Source organism: Streptomyces sp. SCA2-17 (genome assembly GCF_044336695.1).
In genome coordinates this window covers 1530387-1555323 of sequence record NZ_CP117521.1, presented here as the reverse complement: position 1 = coordinate 1555323, position 24937 = coordinate 1530387, and the positions used below count along the sequence as shown (strand labels likewise).

The following is a 24937-nucleotide window of genomic DNA, read 5'->3' as shown; positions in this document are numbered from 1 at the left end:
GGCCGGCAGCGCAGGCGTCGGACGCGTCATACGAGGGCGGTGGCCTCCTCCAGGGAGAGGCCGCCGCCCTCGGCGTACGCGTGCTCGTAGACCCGGTCCTCGCCGAGGGCGGCCCGCACCGCGGCCTCCGTGGCCTCGCGGACCTCGCGCTCCACGGACGACGGCAGGTCGCCGGGGCGCAGGGCGTCGGCGGCGCCCATCAGCCTGGCGGCCGTCAGGGCGTGCTCCTCCCGGGCCGCCGGATCCGTGAGCTCCCCGCCGGCCAGCCCGGCGTGGGCGGAGGCGGCGAACAGCAGGTGCGTCATCGGCAGTTGCGGCACGGCCAGCATCGACAGCGGGTCGCGGGCCCTCGACAGCGCCGTCCGCAGCCTGGGCAGGGCGTCCGCGGGCTTGCCCTCCAGCGTGTCCAGCCAGGCCATCTGGCCGCACATCAGGCTCTCGAACATCACCACCGAGCGGATGCCGAACTCGGTCACCAGCTGCTCGAAGATCTCCCGGGCCTCGGCCGTCCGGCCGTCGCGGGCGACCCGGACGCCGAGCTGGAGCCGGCCGAAGATCGCGGAGTCCGTGTTGCCCGCCTCCGCCTCGGCGATGGCGTCGCGCAGCATCTGCTCGCCCTCGTCGTCACCGACCACGCCCGCTTCGACCAGGGCCCCCGCGAGCCGCGCCCGCAGCGCCGGGAGCTGGCCGGTCGAGCCGATCTCGCGGACCTGCTCGACGGCCTCCCGGTAGTCCTCGGCGGCCAGCGCGAACTGCCCGCGCCGCTCGTGCACCTCGCCCAGGCACGTCAGCCCCTCCGCCACGCCCCACGCGTCCCCGAGCCGCCGGAAGATCCGGATGCCCTCCTCCGCGTCCGCCGTGGCCCGGTCCAGGCCGTCGGGGTGGTCGTTGATTATCTTCGAGCGCAGTTGCAGGGCGTGCGCGAGCTCCCAGTCGTAGCCGAGCTCGCGGCAGCGCTCCACTATGCCGTCCAGGGTCCGGTGCAGCGCCCCGAAGTCACCGGTCATGATCGTGGCGTAGAAGACGATGAAGCCCGGCGCGCGGCAGACCTGCGGCGGGTTGCCGGCGTAGGCGGCGACGATGCTGCGCATCCGGTCCTGCGTCTCCGGCAAGCGCATTTCGGCCATGTCGTTGATGCTGATCAGGCGCATCAGATGGACGCCGCGCCGGGCCTCCGCCAGCAGCTCGGGCGGCATCGGCGGCGGCTGTTCGATGCACGACACGTGCAGCGGCGGGGCCGGGGCCACCGGCTCGGCGAAGGGGTCGGGGCCCAGCGCCCCCACCGCCTCCGCCCAGTGCATGCCGTCCGCCCGGTGGTCCCGCAGCTGCCAGAACCAGCACAGGGACAGCACCAGGCACAGCGCCTCCTGCTCGTCCCGCGCCGCGACGGCGCGGCGCAGGGCCGTGCGCAGGTTGTCGTGCTCCAGCTCCAGGCGCTCCAGCCACACGCCCTGGGCGGGGCCGCGCAGGAGCGGGTCGGCGGTGCGGGCCAGCTCGCGGTACGCGACGAGGTGGCGGTGCTCGGTGGCGGCGCGCTCGCCCGCCTCGTCCAGGCGCTCGGCGGCGTACTCCCCGACGGTCTCCAGCAGCCGGTAGCGCATCTCGCCGCCGGCCGCGGGCGCGGCGACCACCAGCGACTTGTCGACGAGCGAGCCGAGGAGGGCGGCGACGTCGCGGGCGGGGGCGGCGCCGGGGCCCGCCGGGGCGCCGTCCGGGCCGTCCGAGCAGACCTCCTCCGCGGCGGTCAGGTCGCAGCCGCCGGAGAAGACGGACAGGCGGCGCAGGACGGCCTTCTCGGGGCCGGTCAGCAGGTCCCAGGACCAGTCGACGACCGCGCGCAGCGTCTGCTGGCGCGGCAGTACGGTGCGGCTGCCGGAGGTCAGCAGCCGGAAGCGGTCGTCCAGGCGGTCGGCGAGGGTGCGCGGGCTGAGCATCCGCAGCCGGGCGGCCGCGAGCTCGATCGCCAGCGGGAGGCCGTCCAGCCGCCGGCAGATCTCGGCGCAGGCCTCCGGGTCGTCCTCGGTGCGGAAGCCCGGCCGGGCCGCGGCACCGCGGTCGGCCAGCAGCCGCAGGGCCATGGTGTCGGGCAGCGGCTCCACGGGCCGTACGGCCTCGCCGGGCACGCCCAGCGGCTCCCGGCTGGTGGCGAGCACCGTGACGGCCGGGCAGTGCGCGAGGAGCGTCTCGGCGACGCGGGCGGCGGCGTCGATCACGTGCTCGCAGTTGTCGAGGACGAGCAGCATGCGGCGCGGCGCGCAGTGCTCGGCGAGCCGCGCCAGCGGGTCGCTCGCGGAGGAGTCGCTCGCGGCCCGCAGTCCGTCGGCGGTGGTCCGCACCACGGTCTCGCGGCCGCCGAGCGCGGTCAGCACGGCCTCGGGCACGGTGGCCGGGTCGTCGACGGGCGCGAGCTCGGCGAGCCACACCCCGTCCGGCCAGCCGCCCCCGTCCGCGGCGGCGGCCTCGGCGGCCTCCTGCGACAGCCGCGTCTTCCCGGCCCCGCCGGGGCCGAGGAGGGTGACCAGGCGCTGCGTCCGCAGGTCGGCGCCGAGGGAGGCGATGTCGTCCTCCCGCCCGACGAAGGAGGTCAGCCGCGCCCGGAGGTTGCCGGGGTGGGCGGGCGTGACGCCCGGGGCGAGAGGCGCGGCGCCACGGGAGGCTGCGCCGTGCGGGGCGGGCGCGAGGCCGAAGGCGGAGGGCGCGGAGGCGCCGTCCGCGCCTGTAGCGCGGGGGGAGACAGGGGCTCCGGCCGCCGCAGGCGGAGCGCCCTGCGGAGCCGCGGCGCCGCCGGCGGCTTCCGGGCGCGGTCCCGCGCCGGCCCCGTACGGCGTGCCGTACGACCCCGGGGCGCCGTGCACCACCTCCGGCCCGGGCGCCTTGCCCTGCCGGGAAGGCGCGGGCAGCGGCTCGGGCGACAGCAGCTCCGCGTGGAGCGCCCGGAGCTCCGGGCCCGGGTCCGTACCGAGGCGGTCGGCGAGGTCGCGGGCGAGGCCGGCGTAGGCGGCGAGGGCTTCCGCCGGGCGCCCCGCCGCGCGCAGGGCGCGCAGCCGGACGGCGTGCAGCGGCTCGTCCAGCGGATGCTCGCCGCACAGCGCCGCAAGCTCCGGAAGGATCTGCTCCGCATCGCCGAGGGCGACCGCGGCCGCGAGCCGCGTGCGCCGCGCGTCCAGGCGGCGGGCCTCGTACCGTACGGCGAGCGCCGCCCGGCCCGGCAGGTCGGCGAGGACGGGCCCGCGCCACAGGGCCAGCCCGGTGTCCAGCAGGTCGGCGGCCTTGGCGGGGTCGCCGTCGGCCAGGGCCCGGGCCCCTTCGTCGGCCAGGCGCAGGAAGCGGTGCAGGTCGACGTCCTCGGGCCCGGCGCAGAGCCGGTAGCCGCCGGCGGCCGAGGCCACGGCGTCGTGCCCGATGGCCCGGCGGAGCCGGCCGACGAGGGCCTGGAGCGCGCCCGCCGCGTCGGCGGGCGGCTCGTCCTCCCAGACGGCGCCGATCAGCGCCTCGGCGGTGCGGACGCGCCCCGGGTGGAGCGCGAGCGCGGCGAGGAGGGCGCGCAGCCGGGCGCCGCCGAGGGCGGCTGCCCGGCCGTCGCCGGAGTGGGCCTGGGTGGTGCCGAGGATGCAGTAGCGCACCCGCCCATTCTCTCCCGTCCCGCCCGGCCGGGTTACGGGCAGGAGGGGTGGAGCAAGTACCGTCACCCCGGTACCTCCCGGTACGTCACGGCCCCACCCACAGGAGCACAGGTATGTCGACAGCGACCCGCGGCGAACGGCGCGTGAGCCCCGTCTTCCTCGCCCTCGTCGCCATCATGGCGGTCTCCATATGGGCGGTGTGGACGGACTACTCGGCGAGCCCGGGCTTCGCCGTCTTCCTGTTCGTCGTCTCGGGCTGGATCGTGTCGCTGTGCCTGCACGAGTACGCGCACGCGCGCACGGCCCTGTACGGCGGCGACCTCACGGTCGGCGCCAAGGGCTACCTGACGCTGAATCCCCTGAAGTACACGCACGCCGTGCTGAGCATCGTGCTGCCGGTCATCTTCGTGATCATGGGCGGGATCGGCTTGCCCGGCGGCGCGGTCTTCATCGAGAACCACCGCATCCGCGGCCGCTGGAAGCACAGCCTGATCTCGGCCGCGGGCCCGCTGACGAACGCCGCGTTCGCCGTGGTCGTCACGGCCCCCTTCTGGCTGGGCGCCATGGACGGCGTGCCGGACCACTTCCGCTACGCCCTCGGCTTCATGGCCCAGCTCCAGGTGACGGCCGCGATCCTCAACTTCCTGCCCGTGCCCGGCCTGGACGGCTACGGGGTCGTCGAGCCGTGGCTGTCGTACAAGGTGCGGCGCCAGGTGGAGCCGTTCGCCCCGTTCGGGATACTGGCCGTCTTCGGCTTCCTGTGGATCCCCGAGGTCAACCACGCGTTCTTCGACATGATCGACGCGGTGCTGCGGTCCCTCGACGTCACGCCGTGGGACACGTACTGGGGCCGGGAGCTGTTCCGCTTCTGGCAGGGGACGCCGGACATCCCGCCGCTGTCGGGCATCATCTTCTGAGCCTTCTGAGCCTTCTGAGCCTTCTGAGTCTCCTGAGCCCTTTGAGTCCTTGGAGCCGCGGCTAAGCGGCGTCCCAGGTGACCGGGAGGCTGTGCACCCCGTAGATGTTCGCGTGGTGGCGCAGCGGCACCTGCTCGGCCGGGACGGCCAGCCGCAGCGACGGGAAGCGGGCGAAGAGCGCCGGGAAGGCGACCCGCATCTCGACGCGGGCCAGCTGCTGGCCCAGGCACTGGTGGACGCCGTGGCCGAAGCCCAGCTGCCCTATCGCCCTGCGGCTCAGGTCGAGCGCGTCGGGGCCGGGGAAGCGCTCCGGGTCGCGGTTCGCGGCCTGGAGGGACAGGGTGACCGTTTCGCCGGCCCTGATCAGCAGGCCGTCCACCTCGACGTCCTCCAGCGCCGACCGCACAGTGGTGTGGGCGACGGTGAGGTAGCGCATCAGCTCCTCGACGGCCCCGTCGGCGAGGCCGGGGTCGGCGCGCAGGGCGGCGAGCTGGTCCGGGTTGCCCAGCAGGGCGAAGGTGCCGTGCGCGAGCATGTTCGCGGTGGTGTCGAGGCCGGCGCCCAGCAGGAAGGCGCCGAGGCCGGTGAGCTCCTCGTCCGTGAGGTCGGTCGCGGTCAGGTCGCTGAGCAGGTCGTCCGTGGGCGCGGCGCGCTTGGCGGCCACCAGCGTCCCGATGTACGCGTGCAGCCCGGTCAGCGCCGCGTGCAGTTCCTCCATGGAGCGGTCCTGGTCCATCAGCGTCGCCGTGTGCCGCTGGAACACCTCCCGGTCCGCGTACGGCACTCCGAGCAGCTCACAGATCATCAGCGCGGGCACGGGCTGCGCGAACGCCTCGACCAGGTCCAGCGGGCCTCCCCGCTTCTCCATGGCGTCCAGCTGCGCCGTGGTGATCTCCTCCAGGCGCGCGGTGAGCGCGTCCATCCGGCGGACGGTGAACTTTCCGGCGAGCAGCCTGCGGTAGCGGGTGTGCTCGGGGGCGTCGATCCCGGTCATGTCGCCGACCGGCGCGGACGGCAGGGTGCCCTCGGGCCCGCCGGGGAGCGGGTAGTGCATGAGCTCGTAGCGCGCGCTGAAGCGGGGGTCGGCCATGATCGTGCGGACCGTGGCGTAGCCGGTGGCGAGCCAGCCCAGGTGGCCGTCCGGGTAGCGCATCCGCTTCAGCGGCTGCTGCTCGCGCAGCCCCGCCAGCTCGGCGGGCGGGTCGAAGGGGCAGCCCGCGGGACGGGCCGTCGGCAGCGTCGCCGCGTCCTGGGCGGGCAGTGCGCGTTCCATGGAGTCCTCCGGTTGCGGTGTGGTGTGCGGTGACGCCATCGTGGCACCTGGGTGGCGCCACGCGCAAGGCCGGAGGAGGGGGTGGTCAGGAGAGCGCGTCCCCGGAGTTCGTCACCCAGTACGTGACACGCAGGGAGTTGTCGATGTGCACGTCCTGCGCCTGGAGGGCGGCCTCGGCCATCTTGTCGCTGCCCTGGAAGCCGATTTCGAGGCTCTGCGCCGGGTAGCCCTCGCCGCCCCTGCCGTCGCCCGCGGACAGGATCACGCCCGCGTAGCCCTTCCCGCCCGGCGGCAGGGACGTGACCGCCTGCGGCTTGGTGTTCTCCATGACCGGCGGGACGGACTGGGCGCCCTCGAACTTCACGATGGGGTAGCCCTTCAGGTCACACAACTTCGACCCCGTGTTGGTGACCGTGAGCAGCATGTGGTTGAGCGGGCGGGAGACGGGCGCAGCGGTGACCGTGGTGTTGTCGGCGGTGCAGGGCACGCGGTTCTCCGGGGCGTACGGGTCCTGCGTCGCGCCCGTCCGCTGTGCGCCGTGGGGCGTGGCACCCGACGGCCGGTTCTTCTCCCGGGCCTTCTCCCCGGCCGGCTTGCCCTGGGACGCCTGTGAGCCCTGCGAGGGCGCCGGGGGCTGCGAGGGCAGGGCGTCCGGGCCCGGCTGGGAAGGCTGCGAGGAGGCGGCGCCCTCCTGGCGTACGCCCTCGCCCTTCCCGCTTCCGCTGCACGCCGCGAGCGAGAGCGTGGCGAGCGCGACGGCCGCCAGGCCCGCGGAGGCGAACGGGCGGGAGCGGGGGAGGATTCGGCGGGCGGAGGCGCGCATGGCTGGTCTCTTTCTTCACGGGCCGGGCAGCGGAGCGCCGTTCAACCCGGTGCGGGGAGCGGCGTGCTTGGATGGCGAAAGCTTGTGCGGTACGGCGTCCCGGAGGCCAGCGCTACGGCGGAGTTCGGGACGCGGGAATGGCTGCATAGGCTTTGACCTGGGAAAACAGTCGTTCCCTGGAACGGGGAGCTGGGATGGGGAGTGACGTGGGGGCGGGCGATCTCGCTGAACTGCTGCGGGCGCTGAAGGAGCGGTCGGGCCTGAGTTACGGCGTGCTGGCCAAGCGACTGCATGTCAGTACGTCGACGCTGCACCGGTATTGCAGCGGGAGCGCCGTACCGGCGGAGTTCGCGCCGGTCGAGCGGCTGGCCCGCCTGTGCAAGGCCACGCCGGAAGAGCTGATGGAGGTCCACCGGCGGTGGATCGTGGCGGACGCGACGCGCGGCCGCAAGCCGCAGGCGGAGCCGGCGGCGAAGGCGGAACGGGCGGCGGAGGACTCCGCGGCGAAGGCGGCGGCGGGGGAGGCGGCAGCGGGGGAGGCCTCTGAGGCGGGAGGGAGCCCCGCGCGGGGAGAGGGCTCCGCCGCGCCGGGAGAGCCCGCAGCGCAAGACGCCGCCGAGGTGCCGAAAGTGCCCGAAGCATCGATGGCGCCATCCATGGCTCCATCGGGCGAGCCGACGGCGCCACAGCCTCGGCGGCTGTCCCGCAAGACCCTCCTCGCGGCGCTCGCCGCCGCCGCGGCCGTCACCGTCCTGGGCTCCGCGGCGCTCGCCGTCACGCTCGGCGGCGGTGACAGCAAGGGCGGCGGGTCCGGCTCCGGCGACGACGGGAAGGGCCGGGTCGTGGGAGCCGCCCCGTCGGCGAAGGGACGGGCGCACGAGTCCGGGAAGCCGGGTCCGGACGGGAGCGGCAGCCCGTCCGCCGAGCCGTCCCCCTCACAGAGCCGGGAGCAGGAGAGCGGAAAGCCCGGCGCGCCCGCGTCCCCCGGCAGCAGCCCGGAGCAGGAGACCGGCGGCGGAGCGGCCCCGGACAAGAACGCCGGCGTGCCCCTGACCGCCCACGTCCGGCCGTACGCCTACGAAGACCCCTGCACCCAGCACTTCCTGGTCGACCGCTCGCCCGGCACCGTCCCGGAGCCTCCCGGCGAGCCGGACGCGCCCGGCTGGGTGGCCAAGCTCGGCGCCGTCGCGGCCGGCGAGCAGTTCATCAAGATCACTCTGCAGGGCACCGGCAAGGAGACCGTCGTCCTCGAAGGGCTCCAGGTCCGGGTGCGGAACACCAGGCCGCCGCTCGCCTGGAACGAGTACGGGACGGGCGTCGGCTGCGGCGGCGACGTCGCGACGCGGTCCTTCGGCGTCGACCTCGACTCCGCCCACCCCGTCGCCGCGCCCAGGGCCGGGCAGCGCGACTTCCCGTACAAGGTGAGCGAGACCGACCCCGAGGTCTTCTACGTCAAGGCGGCCGCCCAGCGGCAGGACGTCACCTGGTACCTGGAGGTGCAGTGGTCCAGCGGCGTCCGGCGCGGGGTCCTGCGGATCGACGACCAGGGCAGGCCCTTCCGCACCAGCGGCGCCGCGGGCAGGCCCTCGTACCACTGGCCGCTCGGCTCGCCGGCCTGGGAACCGGCGCCGCCGCCGGGCTGAAGCCGGGCCGGGCCGGAAGGCGGCGGCCGGCGGGCCGGGGCCGCCGGCCGCCGTCAGGAGGCCTTGTCGGCGGCGGCCGCGGCCTTGTCGTTCTTCGCCTTGCGCACGTAGTACCAGGCGATGTTGGACGAGACGCCGAGCAGCAGGATCCAGACGATGCCGAGCCAGCTGCCCCGCGCGAAGGAGACGACGGCCGCCGCGACCGAGAGGACACAGACGGCGAGGGCGTAGAGGGCGAGGCGGGGCATGGGGGACGGCTCCTGTCCGGGGGCGCATACGGTCACGATCCCGGCCATTGTCGCTCAGGCGCCGCGCCCGCGTCCCCCCGCCCCGTCGCCGCGGCGGCCGCCCCGGGCCGCCGGGGGCTTGCCCTCCGCCCGTCAGACGTCGGTGACGCGCAGCCCGGCGTGCGCCTTGTAGCGGCGGTTCACCGAGATCAGGTTGGCGACCAGCGACTCCACCTGGTGCGCGTTGCGCAGCCGGCCCGCGAAGACGCCGCGCATGCCGGGGATGCGGCCCGCCAGGGCCTGCACGACGTCGGTGTCGGCGCGCGCCTCGCCGAGCACCATCACGTCGGTGTCGATCGCGTCGATCTCCGGGTCCTGGAGCAGCACGGCCGACAGGTGGTGGAAGGCGGCGGTGACGCGCGAGTCCGGCAGCAGGGCGGCGGCCTGCTCGGCGGCGCTGCCCTCCTCCGGCTTGAGGGCGTACGCGCCCTGCTTGTCGAAGCCGAGCGGGTTGACGCAGTCGACGACGAGCTTGCCGGCGAGCTCCTCGCGCAGCCCCTCCAGCGTCTTGGCGTGGCCGTCCCACGGCACCGCGACGATCACGATGTCGCTGCGCCGCGCGCACTCGGCGTTGTCGGCGCCCTCGACGCCCAGGCCCAGCTCGCCGGCGGCCGCCTGCGCCCGCTCGGCCGCGCGCGAGCCGATGATCACCCGCTGGCCGGCCTTGGCCAGCCGGTAGGCGAGGCCGCGGCCCTGGTCACCGGTGCCGCCGAGCACGCCGACGACGAGGCCGGAGACGTCGGGCAGCTCCCAAGGGTCCTTCGCCGGGGCCTTCTTCACGTTCTGGGCGTCATCAGAAGTAGTCATGACAGCGATACTGTCACGCTGCCGTTCGCGCACGGACGAGGGAGTCGGCGGCACACGGGGCCGCTGCGGCACACTGGACTCATGTGCCGCAGCATCAAGACCCTGCGCCCGCCGATGACGCCCTCCGTCGAGGACGAGGACATCCGGGCGGCCGCCTTGCAGTACGTGCGGAAGGTGTCCGGGTTCCACCACCCCGCCGCGCACAACCAGGCCGTGTTCGAGGAGGCCGTGACCGCCGTGGCGGCGGCCACGAAGCGGCTGCTCGACGGGCTGGAGGTGCGGGGCGCGGGCGCGGCGAAGGCGTAGCGCCGGACCGCGCCGGGCTCAGACCGCGCAGGCGCCGTCCGCGCAGGCCTCGCCGGGGCCGGAGTCGGCGCCGGCGTCGGTGGCTCCCGCCCCCGCCTCCGTCTCCGCCGCCTCCGCGACCTGCTGGAGGACCTTCAGGAAGGTGGCCGGCTCCTGGCCACCCTGCACCGCCCACTGCCCCTCGAAGACGAACGTCGGAACGGCCGTGACGCCCCGCTGCCGCGCCTCCTCGATCTCGTCGAGGACTTCGTCGTGCAGGTCGTCGCCGTCGAGGAAGGCGGCGACGGGGTCGCGGTCCAGGCCCACGGTGACGGCGGCGTCCGTGAGGTGCTCGCGGTCGCCGATGTCGAGGCCCTCGCCGAAGTGGGCCTCCAGGAGCCGGCCCTTGAGCCGGGCCTGGGCGTCCCGCCCGTACCGCTCCAGGACGAAGCGCAGCAGGCGGTGGGCCAGCAGGGAGTTGTTCTCGACGACGGTGTCGAAGTCGAAGGTCAGCCCCTCGTCCGCCCCCAGCCGCGTGATGTGGTCGTCCATGGCGACGGACTGCGGCCCGTACTTGGCGGCCAGCACCTCGCGGTGGGGGAGCGGCTCCTCGGGGGCGTGCGGGTCGAGCTGGAAGGGCCGGTAGACGACCTCGACATCGCCCGCACCGGGGAACGCGGCCAGCGCCTGCTCGAAGCGGCGCTTGCCGACGTGGCACCACGGGCAGGCGATGTCGCTGTAGATCTCGACCTTCACGGCAGACTCACTCCATCAGCATTGCTTGAATAATCAAGCAATGCTAACGCGTGAGCGAGGCGGCTCGTCAGCCGACGAGCTGGACCTCGTTGCGGGCGCCGGAGGCGTCCACGTCGGCGTAGTAGCTGAGGTTGCCGTCGGACCAGCGGGCCAGGAGGTCCTCCTGCTTACCGCTGCCGAAGGAACCCGCCACCAGCGGCTGGGCGTACTTCCAGGCCGAGCCCTCGGGGCGCAGGGCGACGCCGTCACGGAAGCCGCGCGCGCCGAAGCCGGGGAAGAGGTCCGTCCTGCCGTTCTTCAGGCGCACGACCAGGTCGTTCGCCTTCTGGCCGGTGAACCGGCCGGAGGTGATCTGGGCGCCTTCCCGGGACTTGTCGGCCCGGGTCAGCTGGATCTCCTTGGAGATGCCGTTGTCGGAGGTGCCGGGGTACATCGAGGTGGAGCCGTCGGCCCACAGGACGACCAGGTCGTCCCGCCGGTACTCGTCGGTGTGGCTGCCGGCCGCTATGGATCGGGCGTTCTTCCAGCTGTCGCGGTAGACCAGGGTCTTCTCGCGGGCGAAGCCGAACTCGTTGACCGCCTCGAAGGTCGAGAGCTTGCCGCTCTTCCAGCGGACGGCGACCCCGTCCTTGTCGTTGAAGCCCACGCCGATGGAGGTGACGGCCTCCGCGTCCTTCCAGTAGCTCCCCGCGGCCGCGAGCTTGTGCTCCTTCCAGAGGGGAAGCTTGGGGTCGGCCTGACCGGAGCCCTCGAAGAGGCTGGCCGAGCCGTCGGCCCAGACGACGAACAGGTCCGAGCGCTCGTTGTCGTTGCGCGAGACGAAGTGGCCCGGGACGACCTGGACGGCGTCCTTCCAGTTCACCCGGGGGAGGACGGTGCGGGCGGCGACGGCCTTGATCCACCCCGCGATGTCGTCCACACGGGTCTCGGAGGCGGTCCGGCGCTTCTCCGACTCGTCGGTGCCGAAGCAGCCCGCCTGGCCGGAGGTGCTGTGAACGCCGGCCAGCACGCGGAACGTGCTGACGCGGTCGAAGAGCGGGCCGCCGGTGTCGCCCTGGCACACGGCGGCATCCGGGGACTCGCCGGTGACGCGCAGCGTGGTGGTGTCGGCCGAGTCGACGGTGAAGCGGGCGGCGTGCAGGCGGTCGGGAACCCACTCGTCCTTGGTCCGGCCGTACCCGGCCGCCCACAGGGCGTCGCCCTTCTTCGAGGGGTTGGTCATGATCCCGTCGACGGGCTTGACGCCGGTGACCGGCTTCGCCAGCCGGGCCATCACCAGGTCGCGGTCCTCGCGCGGGACGAGTTCGACGACGTCCACGACCGCGCCGCCGTCCTCACGGCCGAGGTCCGTACGGCCGATGGTGGCGGTCGTCTTCCACTTCGGGGCGCCGGGGGCGACCTTGAAGCCCTTCGCCGGGTCCTCGGCGAAGCAGCTGGCAGCAGTGATCAGCCACTCCTGCTGCACGAGCGTGGCGGAGCAGCTGCGCGAGCCCTCGTTGATGTCGAGCTTCGCCGTGAAGGCGTACTCGCCGTCGGCGACCGGCTCGCCGGCGACGGCGTGGGCCGGGGCGGCGGTCAGCAGGCCCGCGGTGACGGCGGAGGCGAGCAGGCCGGTCATCCACGCGGCGCGCGGACGGATGGCAGACATTGATGTTCTCCTCAAGGGCCCGCCGTCCGGCGGGCCCGAGTCATGAGCTGTGGTGCGTGGAGCCGGACGGGCCGGCGCCCGTCAGATCTGGAGCGCGAGCAGGGAACCGGGCGTGCCCGTGACGGCTTCGCCGACGGCCTTGAAGTCGCCCTTGGGAACCTCGGTCATGCCGTTGCCCGACACGGAGGCCCACGCGCCGTACTTGCCGGCGGCGACGCCGATCGCGTCGGGAAGCTCGAGGGCGAGGTAGCCCTTCTTGCCGTTCCCGGTGACCCGGAAGCAGTACCTGCCGTTGTTGGGTCCGGCGGTCGTCTTCGTGTAGACGACGATGTCCTGGGAGACGCTGCAGTCGGCGAACAGGATGTGCCCGTCGCCGCGCTCCAGCTTGATGCCCCGCTCCTTGAAGATCTTCGCGGCGCCGGGGTACTCGAAGGTCTCCACCGCGGACGGCAAAGCGGTGTCATCCCCCGCCGCGACCCCCGGTGACGCCGCGCCCAGGACGACGGCCGCGGCGCCCGCGCCGCTGATCAGAAGTGTGCGTGTACGAGAAAACACGAAGAAATCCCCCCGGGTACGAATAAAGCCAGGTCGCAAGCTACCACGCAGTACGACCTTGGTTGTCCGAATATCCAGGGGGATGGGCGGAGAACGGCCGGGGCGGTGGAGCCGGCCCCGTCAGCCCCTCTCGCGCCAGCGATTCGTGATCGGCAGGCGCCGGTCCTTGCCGAAGCCCTTCGCGGAGATCTTCGTGCCCGGCGGGTACTGCCGCCGCTTGTATTCCGCCGTGTCGACCATCCGCAGGATCCGCGTGACCAGCTCCGCGTCGAAGCCCTCGGCGACGATCTCGGCGTGGCCGCGGTCGCGGTCGACGTACAGCTCCAGGATGCGGTCGAGGACCTCGTAGTCGGGGAGGGAGTCCGTGTCGACCTGGCCCGGGCGCAGTTCGGCGCTCGGGGGCTTGGTGATGGAGTTCTCCGGGATGGGCGGGGTCTCGCCGCGGGAGCCGGCGTCCGCGTTGCGCCACTTGGCGAGGCGGAAGATCCAGGTCTTGTAGACGTCCTTGATCGGCCCGTACGCGCCGACGGAGTCGCCGTAGAGCGTCGAGTAGCCGCACGCGAGCTCGGACTTGTTGCCCGGCGCGAGGACGATGTGGCCCTCCTGGTTGCTGATGGCCATCAGCATCGTGCCGCGCAGCCGCGACTGGAGGTTCTCCTCGGCGAGGCCGGTCAGGCCCAGCGCCCCCATGTATGCGTCGAACATCGGTGCGATCGGGACGGTGCGCAGCCGCAGCCCGGTGCGCCGCGCGAGCTCCTCGGCGTCGGCGATCGAGTGCGCGGAGGAGTAGCGCGAGGGCATGGCCACGCCGTACACGTTCTCCGCGCCGATCGCGTCGCACGCGAGCGCGGCGACGAGCGCCGAGTCGATGCCGCCGGACAGGCCGATGAGGACGCTGCGGAAGCCGTTCTTGACGACGTACGCGCGCAGGCCCATGACCAGCGCCTGGTAGACCTCGGCGTCGTCGCTCAGGTGCGGCGCCGCGCCGCCCGGCGTCTCCGGCTCGTAGGCCGGGAGCGGGTCCGCGGAGAGGACGACGTGGTCGATGCGCAGGCCGTCGTCCACCGTCCCGGACGGCGCCTCGGGGGCGGCGGCCGGCAGGTCGAGGTCGATCAGGACGCAGCCCTCCTCGAACTGCGGGGCCCGGGCGATCACCCGCCCGTCGCGGTCGACGACGATCGTGTCGCCGTCGAAGACCAGTTCGTCCTGGCCGCCGGTCATGGCCAGGTACGCGGTCGTGCAGCCGGCCTCCTGGGCGCGCTTGCGCACCAGCTCCAGGCGCGTGTCGTCCTTCTCCCGCTCGTACGGGGAGGCGTTGACCGACAGCAGCAGCCCGGCGCCGGCCGAGCGCGCGGCGGGCACCCGGCCGCCCTCCTGCCACAGGTCCTCGCAGATGGCGAGGGCCACGTCCACGCCGTGCACCCGGACCACCGGCATGGTGTCGCCGGGCACGAAGTACCGGAACTCGTCGAAGACGCCGTAGTTCGGCAGGTGGTGCTTCGCGAAGGACAGCGCGACCGCGCCCCGGTGCAGCACGGCCGCGGCGTTGCGCGGCGCGCCCGCCGGGCGGCCCAGGCGCGGCCGCGCCTCCTCGCTGCGGTCCAGGTAGCCGACGACCACCGGCAGCTCGCCGAGGCCCTCGGCGGCCAGGCGCGCGGCGAGCGCGTCCAGCGCGGCCCGCGACGCCTCCACGAAGGAGGGCCGCAGGGCGAGGTCCTCGACCGGGTAGCCGGTCAGCGCCATCTCGGGGAACGCCACCAGGTGGGCGCCCTGCCCGGCGGAGTGCCGGGTCCAGTGGACGATCGACTCGGCGTTCCCGGCGAGATCGCCGACGCAGGAGTCGATCTGGTTCAGAGCGAGGCGAAGTTGAGGCACGCCGCCCAGAGTACTCGTCTAACTGACGCGATCTCTGAGCGGCGAGTTGCGCCTCGCGCGGGCGGCCGCGATTACTTCCGGTAGCCGAGCAGCGTCATCATCCCCGACTCCGCGTGGTAGACGTTGTGGCAGTGGAGCATCCACAGCCCCGGGTTGTCCGCGTCGAAGTCCACGTCCAGCCGCTTGCCCGGCAGCACGATCGCCGTGTCCTTGCGCGCGCCCCCGCCCGCCAGGCCGAACGTGTGGCCGTGCAGGTGCATGGGGTGCCACATCGTCGTCGCGTTGACGAACGAGAGCCGCACCCGCTCGCCCGCCGCCACGGGCAGCCGCCGCGACGGCGCGTACTTCTCCCCGTTGATCGCCCAGTCGTACTTCGCCATCGACCCGGTCAGCCGGAGCGTGACCGTCCGGTCGGGGGAGCGGTCCCGCAGGCGTACGGCCTCGCCCGCCTTGAGCCGGTCGGCGGTGAGCAGCTTCCCCTCCAGCTCGCGCGGGCGCGCCGACGCGTCGGGGGCCGCCCCGCCACCCGTCCGCAGCAGCGCCACCGCCGCCTCCTTCTTGCCCTCGGCCAGTGCCGTCAGCGGGAAGACGCCGTCCTTCGCCTCGACGAGCACGTCGTAGCGCTCGCCCATGCCCAGCAGCAGGGCGTCCGTCTCCGCGTGCTCGACGGGGAAGCCGTCCGTGTGCGTGACCGTCATCTTGTGGTCGCCGAGGGCCACGCGGAAGGCGGTGTCCCCGCCCGCGTTGACGAAACGGATCCGGACGCGGTCGCCGGGGCGGGCGGTGAACGTCTCGGGGTCGGCCGCGGTGCGCCCGTTGACGAGGTAGTGCGGGTAGGCCACGTCGCCCGCGTCACCGCCGAGGAGGGGGCTGGTGGCGCCCATCAGCATGCGGGAAGGGGACGCTTCCGCCTTGGCGGCGGTCATCGACATGTGGTGCATGCCGCCCATGCCGCCGCCCCCGCCGTGGTCCATGCCCCCGTGGTCCATGCCGCCCATGCCCTTCGACAGCTCCGCCAGCACCGCGTCCGGCGTGCTGCCGTCCACCCCGTCGACCCAGTCGTCGAGCACGACGACCCACTCCTTGTCGTACTGCAACGGCTCCTTGGGGTCCTCCACGATCAGCGGTGCGTACAGCCCGCGGTCCTGCTGGACGCCCGAGTGGGGGTGGAACCAGTACGTGCCGGGGTGCGTGACCGCGAAGCGGTAGTCGAAGGACGCGCCCGCCTGGACGGGGCGCTGGGTGACGCCCGGAACGCCGTCCATGTCGTTGCGGAGCGCGAGCCCGTGCCAGTGCATGGACGTGGCCTCGGGCAGGTGGTTGGCGAGGGTGAGGGCGAGGGTGTCGCCCGCGGTGACCCGGACCTCCTTGCCGGGCAGCCGGTCGCCGTACGCCCAGGTGTCGACCGTACGGCCGCCCAGGTCGATCCGCGTGCGGGTCGCGGTCAGCCGGACGCTGCGGACCGGGCCGCTCCCGCGCTTCGCCTCGGCCGCGGCGACCTCCGCGCCGTCCGGCGCGACGAAGGCGGCGGGCGCGGCCGAGGGGGAGGAGGAGCCGCCCGCGCCGTCGGAGCAGGCGGCGAGCAGCCCGCCGCCGGCAGCGGCGAGACCGGCGCCCAGGACGGCGCGGCGGGTGTGTGTGCGGTTGTGCGTACGCATGGGTGAGTGCACCTCTGAGGGGTCGGTGAAGAAGGGGTAGGGGCGACGCGTGGAAGCGCGCTCCTACACCCGCAGCACCGACAGCCGCGCGAGGGACTTGTGCCGCGGAGGCGGCGGGATGGGCCACAACGGCCGCAGCAGCCGCGCCCGGGCCGCGGCCAGGGCGGCGGCGGGCCGGCGCAGGGCCGCGGTGACGAGCAGCAGGACGAGCGCCAGCAGGGCGGCGCCGAGGACGGCCAGGCAGACCGACATGGGGTCCATGCCGGGGGCGGTGAGGGGGTCGTGTGCAGCGGGCCCGGGGGAGTGCACCTGTGGTGCGTGCGCCTCCGCGGCCGCATACGTACCGGCCTGGTGGCCCGTACCCGTACCCGTACCCGTACCCGCATGCGCACCGGCCTGGTGGCCCTTACCCGTACCCGTACCCGCATGCGCACCGGCCTGGTGGCCCGCACCCGTACCCGCATGCCCCGTCGGATGTCCCAGCGTGTGCATCGTGACGACGCCCAGCAGCAGGGCGGAGAGCAGCAACAGGCGTCCGCACCACGCGGCCGCCGTCCCCTGCTGTCCGTTGACGATCACCCTCGCACCCTACCCCCGCGGGGTATGCGCACGTTTCCACGGCCCCGGAAATGGGATTATGGGCCGAAACGTTCAACGCTCCACGCACGGCCTGAAGGACGCTCCCCCTCCCATGACCATCACGGACCAGGTGAGGGACGACCGTCCCGCCGCCGTCCCCGCACCGCCGAAGACCCCGCAGCCCCGGCCGCAGCCGCAGCTCATCTCGTGGGTCACCCTCGCGATGATGACCACGGCCTCCGTGGCCAACCTGCGGCCCGCGCCGTCCATGGCGCTCTACGGACTGGCCGCCGTCTTCCTCTACCTCCTCCCGGCCGTGGTCTTCCTGCTGCCGACCGCCCTCGTCTCCGCCGAGCTGGCCTCCGGGTGGACCGGCGGCATCTACCGCTGGGTCAGCGAGGGACTCTCCAAGCCGCTGGGCTTCCTGGCCGTGTGGTGCCAGTTCGCGATGACGATCGCCTACTACCCGAGCCTGCTGGCCTACGTGGCGAGCACCTTCGCCTACGTCATCGACCCGCGCCTCGCCGACAACGGCCTCTACGTCGCCGTCGTCATCGTCGTCGTCTACTGGGCCGGCGTGCTGATCTCCTCCCGCGGGACGAAGGCCGTGGCCGGCCTGTCGAGCATCGGGCTCGTCGTCGGCACCCTGGTCCCGGGCGTCGTCCTCGTCGTCCTCGGCCTGGTCTTCCTCGGCCAGGGCAACGCCTCCGCCGCGCCCATGGACAGCGGGCACCTCCTGCCGCCGTGGACCGGCCTGGCCAGCCTCGTGCTGATCGTCGGCAACTTCCTGTCGTACGCGGGCATGGAGATGAACGGCGTCCACGTCTCCTCGCTGCGCGAGCCCGGCAAGCAGTTCCCGCGCTCGGTGTTCGCGGCCACCGGCCTCGTCCTGCTGATCTTCATCCTGCCGGCGCTGGCCATCAGTTGGGTCATGCCGGGCGAGGACCTCAGCCTCACGGCCGGCGTGATGCAGGCCTTCCAGGGCTTCTTCGACCACTTCCACGTGGGCTGGCTGACCAAGGTCGTCGGCGTGCTGCTCGTCGCCGCCGCGCTCGGCGGCATGCTCGCGTGGCTGGCCGGGCCCTCCAAGGGCCTGCTGATGGTCGCCCGGCAGGAGGGCTACCTGCCGCCCGCGCTCCAGAAGCTCAACAAGAACGGCGTCCAGCGCAACATCATGGTCGCCCAGGGCGCCCTGACCACCGTCATCGCGCTGCTCTACGCGTTCATCCCGGACGTCTCCAGCGCGTACTGGATCTTCTCCGTGATCACCACGCAGATCTACCTCGTCGTCTACCTGCTGATGTTCGCGGCCGCCGTCCGCCTGCGGCGCGCCCAGCCGGACCGGCCGCGCGGCTTCCGGGTGCCCGCGCTGCACCTCGTCGCGGGCGTCGGGTTCGCGGCCTCCCTCGCGGCCATGTGCATCGGCTTCGTCCCGCCCGAGCAGTTCGGCGGCGGCCCGCTCTGGCGCTACCTGCTCACGGTCGGCGGCGGCCTGTTCGTCCTCGGGTTCCTCACCCCGCTGGCCCTCCTGAAGTTCCGCAAGCCGCACTGGGTGGCGCCGGAGCACCGGGAGAGCCCCGTCCGTTAGCTTGTCGGAGAGCGACGAGGGGGAGCCCATGATCAGCGCGAACGGCGGCAACGGCGTGAACGGCGGCAGCGGTGCCAACGGCGGCAGCGGCGTCAACGGCACGGTGCGGCCGCCCGCGGAGCCCGGCACGCAGCGGCCCCCGGGGCGCATGCTCCGCGTCGGCGGAGTGCCGCTGCACGTGGTGCGCGAGGGCTCCGGGCCGGTGTGCGTGCTCAGCGCCGGGCTCGGCATGGGCTGGTTCGACTGGGAGCCCGTCGTGCCGCTGCTCACCCCGCACCGCACCGTCGTCCGCTTCGACCGGCCCGGCCTCGGCTTCAGCGCCCCGCCCCTCGAACCGCCCACCGCCGCGGGCGAGGCCGACCGGATAGCCGGCGTCCTCGACGCCCTCGGGCTGGGCGAACCCGCGACGGTCGTCGGCCACTCCCTGGCCGGCTTCCACGCCGAGGCGTTCGCCCGGCTGCACCCGCAGCGCACGGCCGGCATCGTCCTCGTCGACGGCAGCGTCGAGGAGGACCCGCGGCCCGCGCCCGCCCGCGAGCTGCGCACCAGCGCCGCCCACGCCCGCGGCCGCGTCCTCGCCGCGGCGGGCCTGCCGCGGGCGCTCGGCCCCGCCCTGCGCCGGCTCACCGTCCGCGCCTCGTCCGTCAGCCGCCAGGACCCGGCGCCCGCGGACCTCGTGCGGCGCACGTACGGCACGGGGCGGGTGGCGCGGGCCCTCCTGATGGAGAACGCCCGCTACCGCGACGTCGCCGCGGAGCTCGACGCCCTGCGCGAGAGCCGGCCCATGCCGCCCGTGCCGGTGAGCGTCCTGGCGGCCTCCCCGGGCACGGGGTCCTGGCTGGAACGGCGCTGGCTGGAGCGCCAGCGGGCGCTCGCCGCGCGGCTCGACGGCCGCTTCGAGGCGGTGGCCCCGGCGGGCCACCTCCTGATGTACGACCGCCCGCAGGCGATCGCGGCGGCCGTCCTGGCCACGGGCCCCGCGGCCCGCTGAGGCAGCCCTGCGGGAAGCCCCCGCCCCGCCGGTGCGGGCACCGCTCCCGAGCAGGCAGTATGGGGGGAGAGCCGTACACGCACGCGAAAGGGAACGTTCGGACCCACGTCTGCAACGCACCCGACATCATGTGGTGGGATGCTCTACGCCCCAGATGTGCCCCGAGGCTTGGGAAGGGGCGGCCTGACCAGCGAGGATGGGTAGCTATGGATAAGCAGCAGGAGTTCGTGCTCCGCACCCTGGAAGAGCGCGACATCCGCTTCGTGCGGCTGTGGTTCACCGACGTGCTCGGCTATCTGAAGTCCGTGGCCGTCGCCCCCGCCGAGCTGGAGCAGGCCTTCGACGAGGGCATCGGCTTCGACGGCTCCGCGATCGAGGGCTTCGCGCGGGTCTACGAGTCCGACATGATCGCGAAGCCGGACCCGGGCACGTTCCAGATCCTGCCCTGGCGCGCGGAGGCCCCCGGCACCGCCCGGATGTTCTGCGACATCCTCATGCCGGACGGCTCGCCCTCCTACGCCGACCCGCGCTACGTCCTCAAGCGCATCCTCGCCAAGACCTCCGACCTCGGCTTCACCTTCTACACCCACCCCGAGATCGAGTTCTTCCTGCTCAAGGACAAGCCGGTGGACGGCACCCGCCCGGTGCCCGCCGACTCCTCCGGCTACTTCGACCACACCCCGCAGAACGTGGGCATGGACTTCCGCCGCCAGGCCATCACCATGCTCGAATCCATGGGCATCTCGGTCGAGTTCAGCCACCACGAGGGCGCCCCCGGCCAGCAGGAGATCGACCTGCGCTACGCGGACGCGCTCTCCACCGCCGACAACATCATGACCTTCCGGCTCGTGATGAAGCAGGTGGCGCTGGAGCAGGGCGTGCAGGCCACGTTCATGCCGAAGCCGTTCTCCGAGTACCCCGGCTCGGGCATGCACACCCACCTCTCCCTCTTCGAGGGCGACCGCAACGCCTTCTACGAGTCCGGCGCCGAGTACCAGCTGTCCAAGGTCGGCCGGTCGTTCATCGCGGGCCTGCTCAAGCACGCCGCCGAGATCTCGGCCGTGACCAACCAGTGGGTCAACTCCTACAAGCGCATCTGGGGCGGCTCGGCCCGCAGCGCCGGCGCGGGCGGCGAGGCCCCCTCGTACATCTGCTGGGGCCACAACAACCGCTCCGCGCTCATCCGCGTCCCGATGTACAAGCCCGGCAAGACCGGCTCCGCCCGCGTCGAGGTCCGCTCCATCGACTCCGGCGCCAACCCCTACCTGACCTACGCGGTGCTGCTGGCCGCCGGCCTCAAGGGCATCGAGGAGGGCTACGAGCTCCCGGCCGGCGCCGACGACGACGTGTGGGCGCTCTCCGACTCCGAGCGCCGGGCCATGGGCATCGAGCCCCTGCCGCAGAACCTGGGCGAGGCCATCGAGCTGATGGAGCGCAGCGAGCTGGTGGCCGAGACCCTCGGCGAGCACGTCTTCGACTTCTTCCTGCGCAACAAGAAGCAGGAGTGGGAGGAGTACCGTTCGGAGGTCACCGCGTTCGAGCTCCGCAAGATGCTGCCCGTGCTCTAGCCGGTGCCTATCATGGCGGCGAGCCGGCCGGCAGCGCGGAGCGAGGGGTGCCGATGACACTGCCCGAGGGGCGTCGCAGCAGCTCGTACACCCGGCTGCTGAAGTACGGCTTCACCGATCCGGCCGCCGCCGAGCGGCGGCTGGAGGCCCCGGTGCTCGCGGCGAGACGCGGCGACCCCGTCCTGCTCGACGCCCTCGGTGCCACCGCGGACCCGGACCTGGCCCTGCACGGCCTGGTCCGGCTCGCCGAAGCGCTGGACGCCCGGCCCGGCGGCGACCGGCAGGCCCTGCTGGACACGCTCGTGACGGCCAAGCCGCTGCGCGACCGGCTGCTCGGGGTGCTCGGCGCCTCCGAGGCCCTCGGCGACCACCTGGCCCGCCACCCCGCCGACTGGCACGCCCTCGTCACGTACGAGGCGGCCGATCTCAACCCCGGTGTGCCGGAGTTCGAGAAGGCCCTGGCCGACGGCGCGCGCGCCGGACGGGAAGCCGGCCTCGGCGCCGCCGACGCCCTGCGCGCCGCCTACCGCCGCTGCCTGCTGACCATCGCCGCGCGCGACGTGTGCGGCACCACGGACGTCGCCCAGACCGCCGCCGAGCTCGCCGACCTGGCCATGGTCACCCTGCGCGCCGCCCTCGCCATCGCCGCCGACGAGCAGCCCGCGGACGCCGCGGCCTGCCGCCTCGCCGTCATCGGCATGGGCAAGTGCGGCGGCCAGGAGCTCAATTACGTCTCCGACGTGGACGTCGTCTTCGTGGCCGAAGCGAAGGAGGGGACCGCCGAGGGCCCGGCCCTCCAGGCCGCCACCCGGCTCGCCTCCCGGATGATGCGCGTCTGCTCCGACGTCACCCCCGAGGGCACCATCTGGCCCGTGGACGCCAACCTGCGGCCCGAGGGCCGCAACGGCCCCCTCGTGCGCACCCTCTCCAGCCACCTCGCCTACTACCAGCGCTGGGCCAAGACCTGGGAGTTCCAGGCCCTCCTCAAGGCCCGCCCGGTCGCCGGCGACCCCGGCCTCGGCCGGGCGTACGCCGATGCCGTCGCCCCGCTGGTGTGGCAGGCCGCCGAGCGCGAGAACTTCGTGCCCGACGTGCAGCAGATGCGCCGCCGCGTCATCGCCTCCATCCCCGCCGGCCAGGTCGACCGCGAGCTCAAGCTCGGCCCGGGCGGGCTGCGCGACGTCGAGTTCGCCGTCCAGCTGCTCCAGCTCGTCCACGGCCGCGGCGACGCCACGCTGCGCGCCGCCGGCACCCTCGACGCCCTGACCGCGCTCGCCGCGGGCGGCTACGTGGGCCGCTCCGACGCCGCCGCCCTCGACGCCGCCTACCGCTTCCTGCGCACCGTGGAGCACCACATCCAGCTCCACCGCCTGCGCCGTACGCACCTGATGCCGGAGGCCGAGGCGGACCAGCGCCGCCTCGGCCGCTCCCTGGCCCGCGTCCTGCAATGGCCGCCGGGCACGGACCCCGTGGACGGCCTCGGCCGCGAGTGGAAGCGGCACGCGCGCGAGGTGCGCCGGCTGCACGAGAAGCTCTTCTACCGGCCGCTGCTGGACGCCGTCGCCCAGCTGGAGCCCGGCGAGATCCGGCTCAGCGCCAAGGAGGCCGGAAACCGCCTGCAAGCCCTGGGCTACGCCGACCCCGCCGCCGCCCTGCGCCACCTGGAGGCGCTCGCCTCGGGCGTGAGCCGCAAGGCCGCCATCCAGCGCACCCTGCTGCCCGTCCTGCTCGGCTGGTTCGCCGACTCCGCCGACCCCGACGCCGGCCTCCTCAACTTCCACAAGGTCTCCGACGCCCTCGGCCGCACCCCCTGGTACCTGCGCCTGCTGCGCGACGAGGGCGCCGCCGCCGAGAACCTCGCCCGCGTCCTGTCCGCCGGCCGCCTCGCCCCCGACCTGCTGCTGCGCGCCCCCGAAGCCGTCGCCCTGCTCGGCGACCCCGAGGGCCTGCGCCCGCGCGGCCCGGAGGCCCTCGAACAGGAGACGCTGGCCGCGGTCAACCGCTCCGAGGGCGCCGAGGCCGCGATCGTCGCCGTCCGCGGCGTGCGCCGCCGCGAGCTGTTCCGCACCGCCGCCGCCGACATCATCGGGGCCTACGGCCGCAACGGCTCCTTCGGCCGCAACGGCTCGCACGGCACGGGCGAGCCCAACGGCGAGCGCGACCCGCACCTCCGCGTCGACACCGTCGGCGACGCCGTCTCCGAGGTCAACGCCGCGGCCGTCGCGGGCGCCCTGCGCGCCGCCGTGCGCGCCGAGTGGGGCGACACCCTGCCCACGCGCTTCGCCGTCATCGGCATGGGCCGCTTCGGCGGCCACGAGCAGGGCTACGGCTCCGACGCCGACGTGCTGTTCGTGCACGAACCGCGCGAGGGCGTCCCCGACGAGGAGGCCGCCAAGGCCGCCTCCGCCGTCGCCGGGGAGATGCGCCGCCTCCTCCAACTTCCCACGACCGACCCGCCCCTGCACATCGACGCCGACCTGCGGCCCGAGGGCAAGTCCGGGCCCATCGTGCGCAGCCTCGCCTCGTACGCCGCCTACTACCGGCGCTGGTCGCTGGTGTGGGAGAGCCAGGCGCTGCTGCGCGCCCGCCCGGTCGCCGGCGACGCCGAGCTGGGGCGGCGCTTCATCGACCTCATCGACCCGCTGCGGTATCCCATGGAGGGCCTCGGCGAGGACGCGGTGCGCGAGATCCGGCGGCTCAAGGCCCGCATGGAGAGCGAGCGGCTGCCCCGCGGCGCGGACCCGGCGACCCACACCAAGCTCGGGCGCGGCGGCCTGTCGGACGTGGAGTGGACCGTCCAGCTGCTCCAGCTGCGGCACGCCTGGGCGGAGCCCGGGCTGCGCACGACCCGCACCCGCGAGGCCCTCGCGGCCGCCTGCGCCGCCGGGCTGCTGAGCACGGACGCCGCCGCCATACTGGACGACGCGTGGGTTCTCGCGACGAGCGTGCGCAATGCGGTCATGCTCGTCCGCGGCCGGTCCGGCGACACCTTCCCCACCGAGCCGCGGGAACTCGCGGCGGTGGGCCGCTACCTCGGCTACGAGCCGGGCCACGTGGGGGACATGCTCGACGACTACCGGCGGACCACGCGGCGGGCCCGCGCCGTCGTGGACGAGCTCTTCTACGGGGCGTGATACGGGGCGGGACGCGGGATGTGACGCAGGGCGTGAGCCGCGGCCGCTACGCCACGTGCCGTTCCAGCCGCCCCGGCGTCGCCCTGAACCACAGGAACGAGACGGCGAAGCCGAACGACAGGCACAGCAGGCCGCCCACGGCATCCAGCCAGAAGTGGTTCGCCGTCGCCACGATGACCACCAGCGTCGCCAGCGGATACAGCAGGCCCAGCACCTTCGCCCACACCGGCCGCGCCACCATCGCGATGATGACGCCGCACCAGGTCGACCACCCGATGTGCATGGACGGCATCGCCGCGTACTGATTCGACATGTCGGCGAGATTGCCGGAGGCCATCGAGCCCCACGTGTGGTGCACGACGACGGTGTCGATGAAATGCGCGCCGGACATCAGGCGCGGCGGAGCGAGCGGAAAGAGGTAATAGCCGAGCAGGGCGACGCCCGTCGTGGCGAAAAGGGCCAGCCGGCCCGCGGCATAACGCCCCGGATGCCAGCGGTAGAGCCACACCAGCACCCCGATCGTCAGGACGAAGTGCAAAGTGGCGTAGTAGTAGTTCATCCCCACGATCAGCCACGTCACGGAATTCACGGCGTGGTTGACGCTGTTCTCCACAGCGATGTGGAGCGTGTGCTCGGCCCGCCATATCCAGTCGGCGTTGCGGAGCGCGGCCGCGCGCTGCTCGGGCACGGCATTGCGCACCAGGGAATACACCCAGTAACTCACCGCGATCAGCAGCACCTCGAACCACAGCCGGGGCCTGCGCGGAGAGCGGAGCCTTTGCAGGCCCGTCCTCCGTGCTGCGGCACCCTCGGCCGGTGGCCGGTCCGCTCGCTCCTCGCTGGGTGGCGGGGCGGCCGTCCGGCCTTCCAGTGTCCTTGCCGTCGCTTCACCCATAGGGAAACAGTCTGCCAGAAACCGGCCTGCCG

The 24937-nt window shown here is 73.8% G+C and carries 19 protein-coding genes; 7 read left to right on the top strand and 12 right to left on the bottom strand.

All coding sequences use genetic code 11. The annotated features are described in order from the left end of the window. Positions 1-26: 26 nt before the first annotated feature. Positions 27-3623, bottom strand: coding sequence for an AfsR/SARP family transcriptional regulator (locus tag PS271_RS06900; protein ID WP_398381013.1), 3597 nt, complete (start codon positions 3621-3623; stop codon positions 27-29). Positions 3624-3736: 113 nt separating this feature from the next. On the opposite strand from PS271_RS06900, the gene PS271_RS06895 reads away from it, so the two are divergent. After that, entirely contained in the window at positions 3737-4540 is an 804-nt protein-coding gene (locus tag PS271_RS06895) for a site-2 protease family protein (protein ID WP_398381011.1), read from the top strand. 61 nt (positions 4541-4601) lie between these two features. Here the strand turns inward: PS271_RS06895 and PS271_RS06890 are convergent, their stop codons facing one another. Then, positions 4602-5813, bottom strand: a complete 1212-nt coding sequence (locus PS271_RS06890; protein WP_398381009.1) for a cytochrome P450 — start codon at positions 5811-5813, stop codon at positions 4602-4604. An 85-nt stretch (positions 5814-5898) separates the two neighbouring features. Next, positions 5899-6636 (bottom strand): DUF4232 domain-containing protein, encoded by a 738-nt coding sequence (locus PS271_RS06885; protein ID WP_398381007.1) that lies wholly within the window; start codon positions 6634-6636, stop codon positions 5899-5901. Between the two features lie 194 nt (positions 6637-6830). On the opposite strand from PS271_RS06885, the gene PS271_RS06880 reads away from it, so the two are divergent. Next, positions 6831-8279, top strand: a complete 1449-nt coding sequence (locus PS271_RS06880; protein ID WP_398381005.1) for a helix-turn-helix domain-containing protein — start codon at positions 6831-6833, stop codon at positions 8277-8279. Between the two features lie 53 nt (positions 8280-8332). On the opposite strand, the gene PS271_RS06875 is transcribed toward PS271_RS06880, so the two are convergent. Together PS271_RS06875 and npdG are read right to left on the bottom strand one after the other, a co-directional pair. Continuing rightward, the gene (locus PS271_RS06875; protein ID WP_120754342.1) at positions 8333-8527 is read right to left on the bottom strand and encodes a hypothetical protein; all 195 of its coding nucleotides are present in this window, start codon (positions 8525-8527) and stop codon (positions 8333-8335) included. 132 nt (positions 8528-8659) lie between these two features. Continuing rightward, the gene (gene npdG, locus PS271_RS06870; protein WP_398381003.1) at positions 8660-9373 is read right to left on the bottom strand and encodes an NADPH-dependent F420 reductase; all 714 of its coding nucleotides are present in this window, start codon (positions 9371-9373) and stop codon (positions 8660-8662) included. Positions 9374-9454: 81 nt separating this feature from the next. Here npdG and PS271_RS06865 point away from each other — a divergent pair, with 81 nt between their 5' ends. After that, positions 9455-9679 carry a DUF2277 domain-containing protein gene (locus tag PS271_RS06865; RefSeq protein WP_398381001.1) on the top strand — a complete coding sequence of 75 codons (225 nt, stop codon included), beginning with the start codon at positions 9455-9457 and terminating at the stop codon, positions 9677-9679. A gap of 18 nt (positions 9680-9697) precedes the next feature. Here PS271_RS06865 and PS271_RS06860 read toward each other — a convergent pair whose 3' ends face one another. The 6 genes from PS271_RS06860 to PS271_RS06835 form a co-directional block, all read right to left on the bottom strand. Next, a complete protein-coding gene (locus tag PS271_RS06860) occupies positions 9698-10414 on the bottom strand; it encodes a DsbA family oxidoreductase (protein ID WP_398380999.1) in 717 nt (238 codons plus the stop codon). Positions 10415-10481: 67 nt separating this feature from the next. Then, the gene (locus PS271_RS06855; RefSeq protein WP_398380997.1) at positions 10482-12062 is read right to left on the bottom strand and encodes a S1 family peptidase; all 1581 of its coding nucleotides are present in this window, start codon (positions 12060-12062) and stop codon (positions 10482-10484) included. A gap of 81 nt (positions 12063-12143) precedes the next feature. Then, on the bottom strand, positions 12144-12617 hold the full coding sequence (locus PS271_RS06850) for a hypothetical protein (RefSeq protein WP_398380995.1): 474 nt from the start codon (positions 12615-12617) through the stop codon (positions 12144-12146). 120 nt (positions 12618-12737) lie between these two features. Beyond that, positions 12738-14492 (bottom strand): NAD+ synthase, encoded by a 1755-nt coding sequence (locus PS271_RS06845; RefSeq protein ID WP_398380993.1) that lies wholly within the window; start codon positions 14490-14492, stop codon positions 12738-12740. 71 nt (positions 14493-14563) lie between these two features. Then, positions 14564-16150 carry a multicopper oxidase family protein gene (locus tag PS271_RS06840; protein WP_398380991.1) on the bottom strand — a complete coding sequence of 529 codons (1587 nt, stop codon included), beginning with the start codon at positions 16148-16150 and terminating at the stop codon, positions 14564-14566. A gap of 63 nt (positions 16151-16213) precedes the next feature. Continuing rightward, a complete protein-coding gene (locus PS271_RS06835; RefSeq protein WP_398380989.1) occupies positions 16214-16729 on the bottom strand; it encodes a hypothetical protein in 516 nt (171 codons plus the stop codon). A 112-nt stretch (positions 16730-16841) separates the two neighbouring features. Between PS271_RS06835 and gadC the strand changes: the two genes are divergently transcribed. The 4 genes from gadC (at position 16842) to PS271_RS06815 (ending at position 24010) form a co-directional block, all read left to right on the top strand. Beyond that, on the top strand, positions 16842-18317 hold the full coding sequence (gene gadC, locus PS271_RS06830; protein ID WP_398380987.1) for a glutamate/gamma-aminobutyrate antiporter GadC: 1476 nt from the start codon (positions 16842-16844) through the stop codon (positions 18315-18317). Between the two features lie 148 nt (positions 18318-18465). Next, entirely contained in the window at positions 18466-19308 is an 843-nt protein-coding gene (locus tag PS271_RS06825) for an alpha/beta fold hydrolase (protein ID WP_398386710.1), read from the top strand. A gap of 206 nt (positions 19309-19514) precedes the next feature. Beyond that, a complete protein-coding gene (glnA, locus tag PS271_RS06820; RefSeq protein ID WP_106676269.1) occupies positions 19515-20876 on the top strand; it encodes a type I glutamate--ammonia ligase in 1362 nt (453 codons plus the stop codon). Positions 20877-20929: 53 nt separating this feature from the next. Then, a complete protein-coding gene (locus PS271_RS06815; RefSeq protein WP_398380984.1) occupies positions 20930-24010 on the top strand; it encodes a bifunctional [glutamine synthetase] adenylyltransferase/[glutamine synthetase]-adenylyl-L-tyrosine phosphorylase in 3081 nt (1026 codons plus the stop codon). 46 nt (positions 24011-24056) lie between these two features. Here the strand turns inward: PS271_RS06815 and PS271_RS06810 are convergent, their stop codons facing one another. Next, positions 24057-24905 carry a phosphatase PAP2 family protein gene (locus PS271_RS06810; protein WP_398380982.1) on the bottom strand — a complete coding sequence of 283 codons (849 nt, stop codon included), beginning with the start codon at positions 24903-24905 and terminating at the stop codon, positions 24057-24059. Positions 24906-24937: the final 32 nt, after the last annotated feature.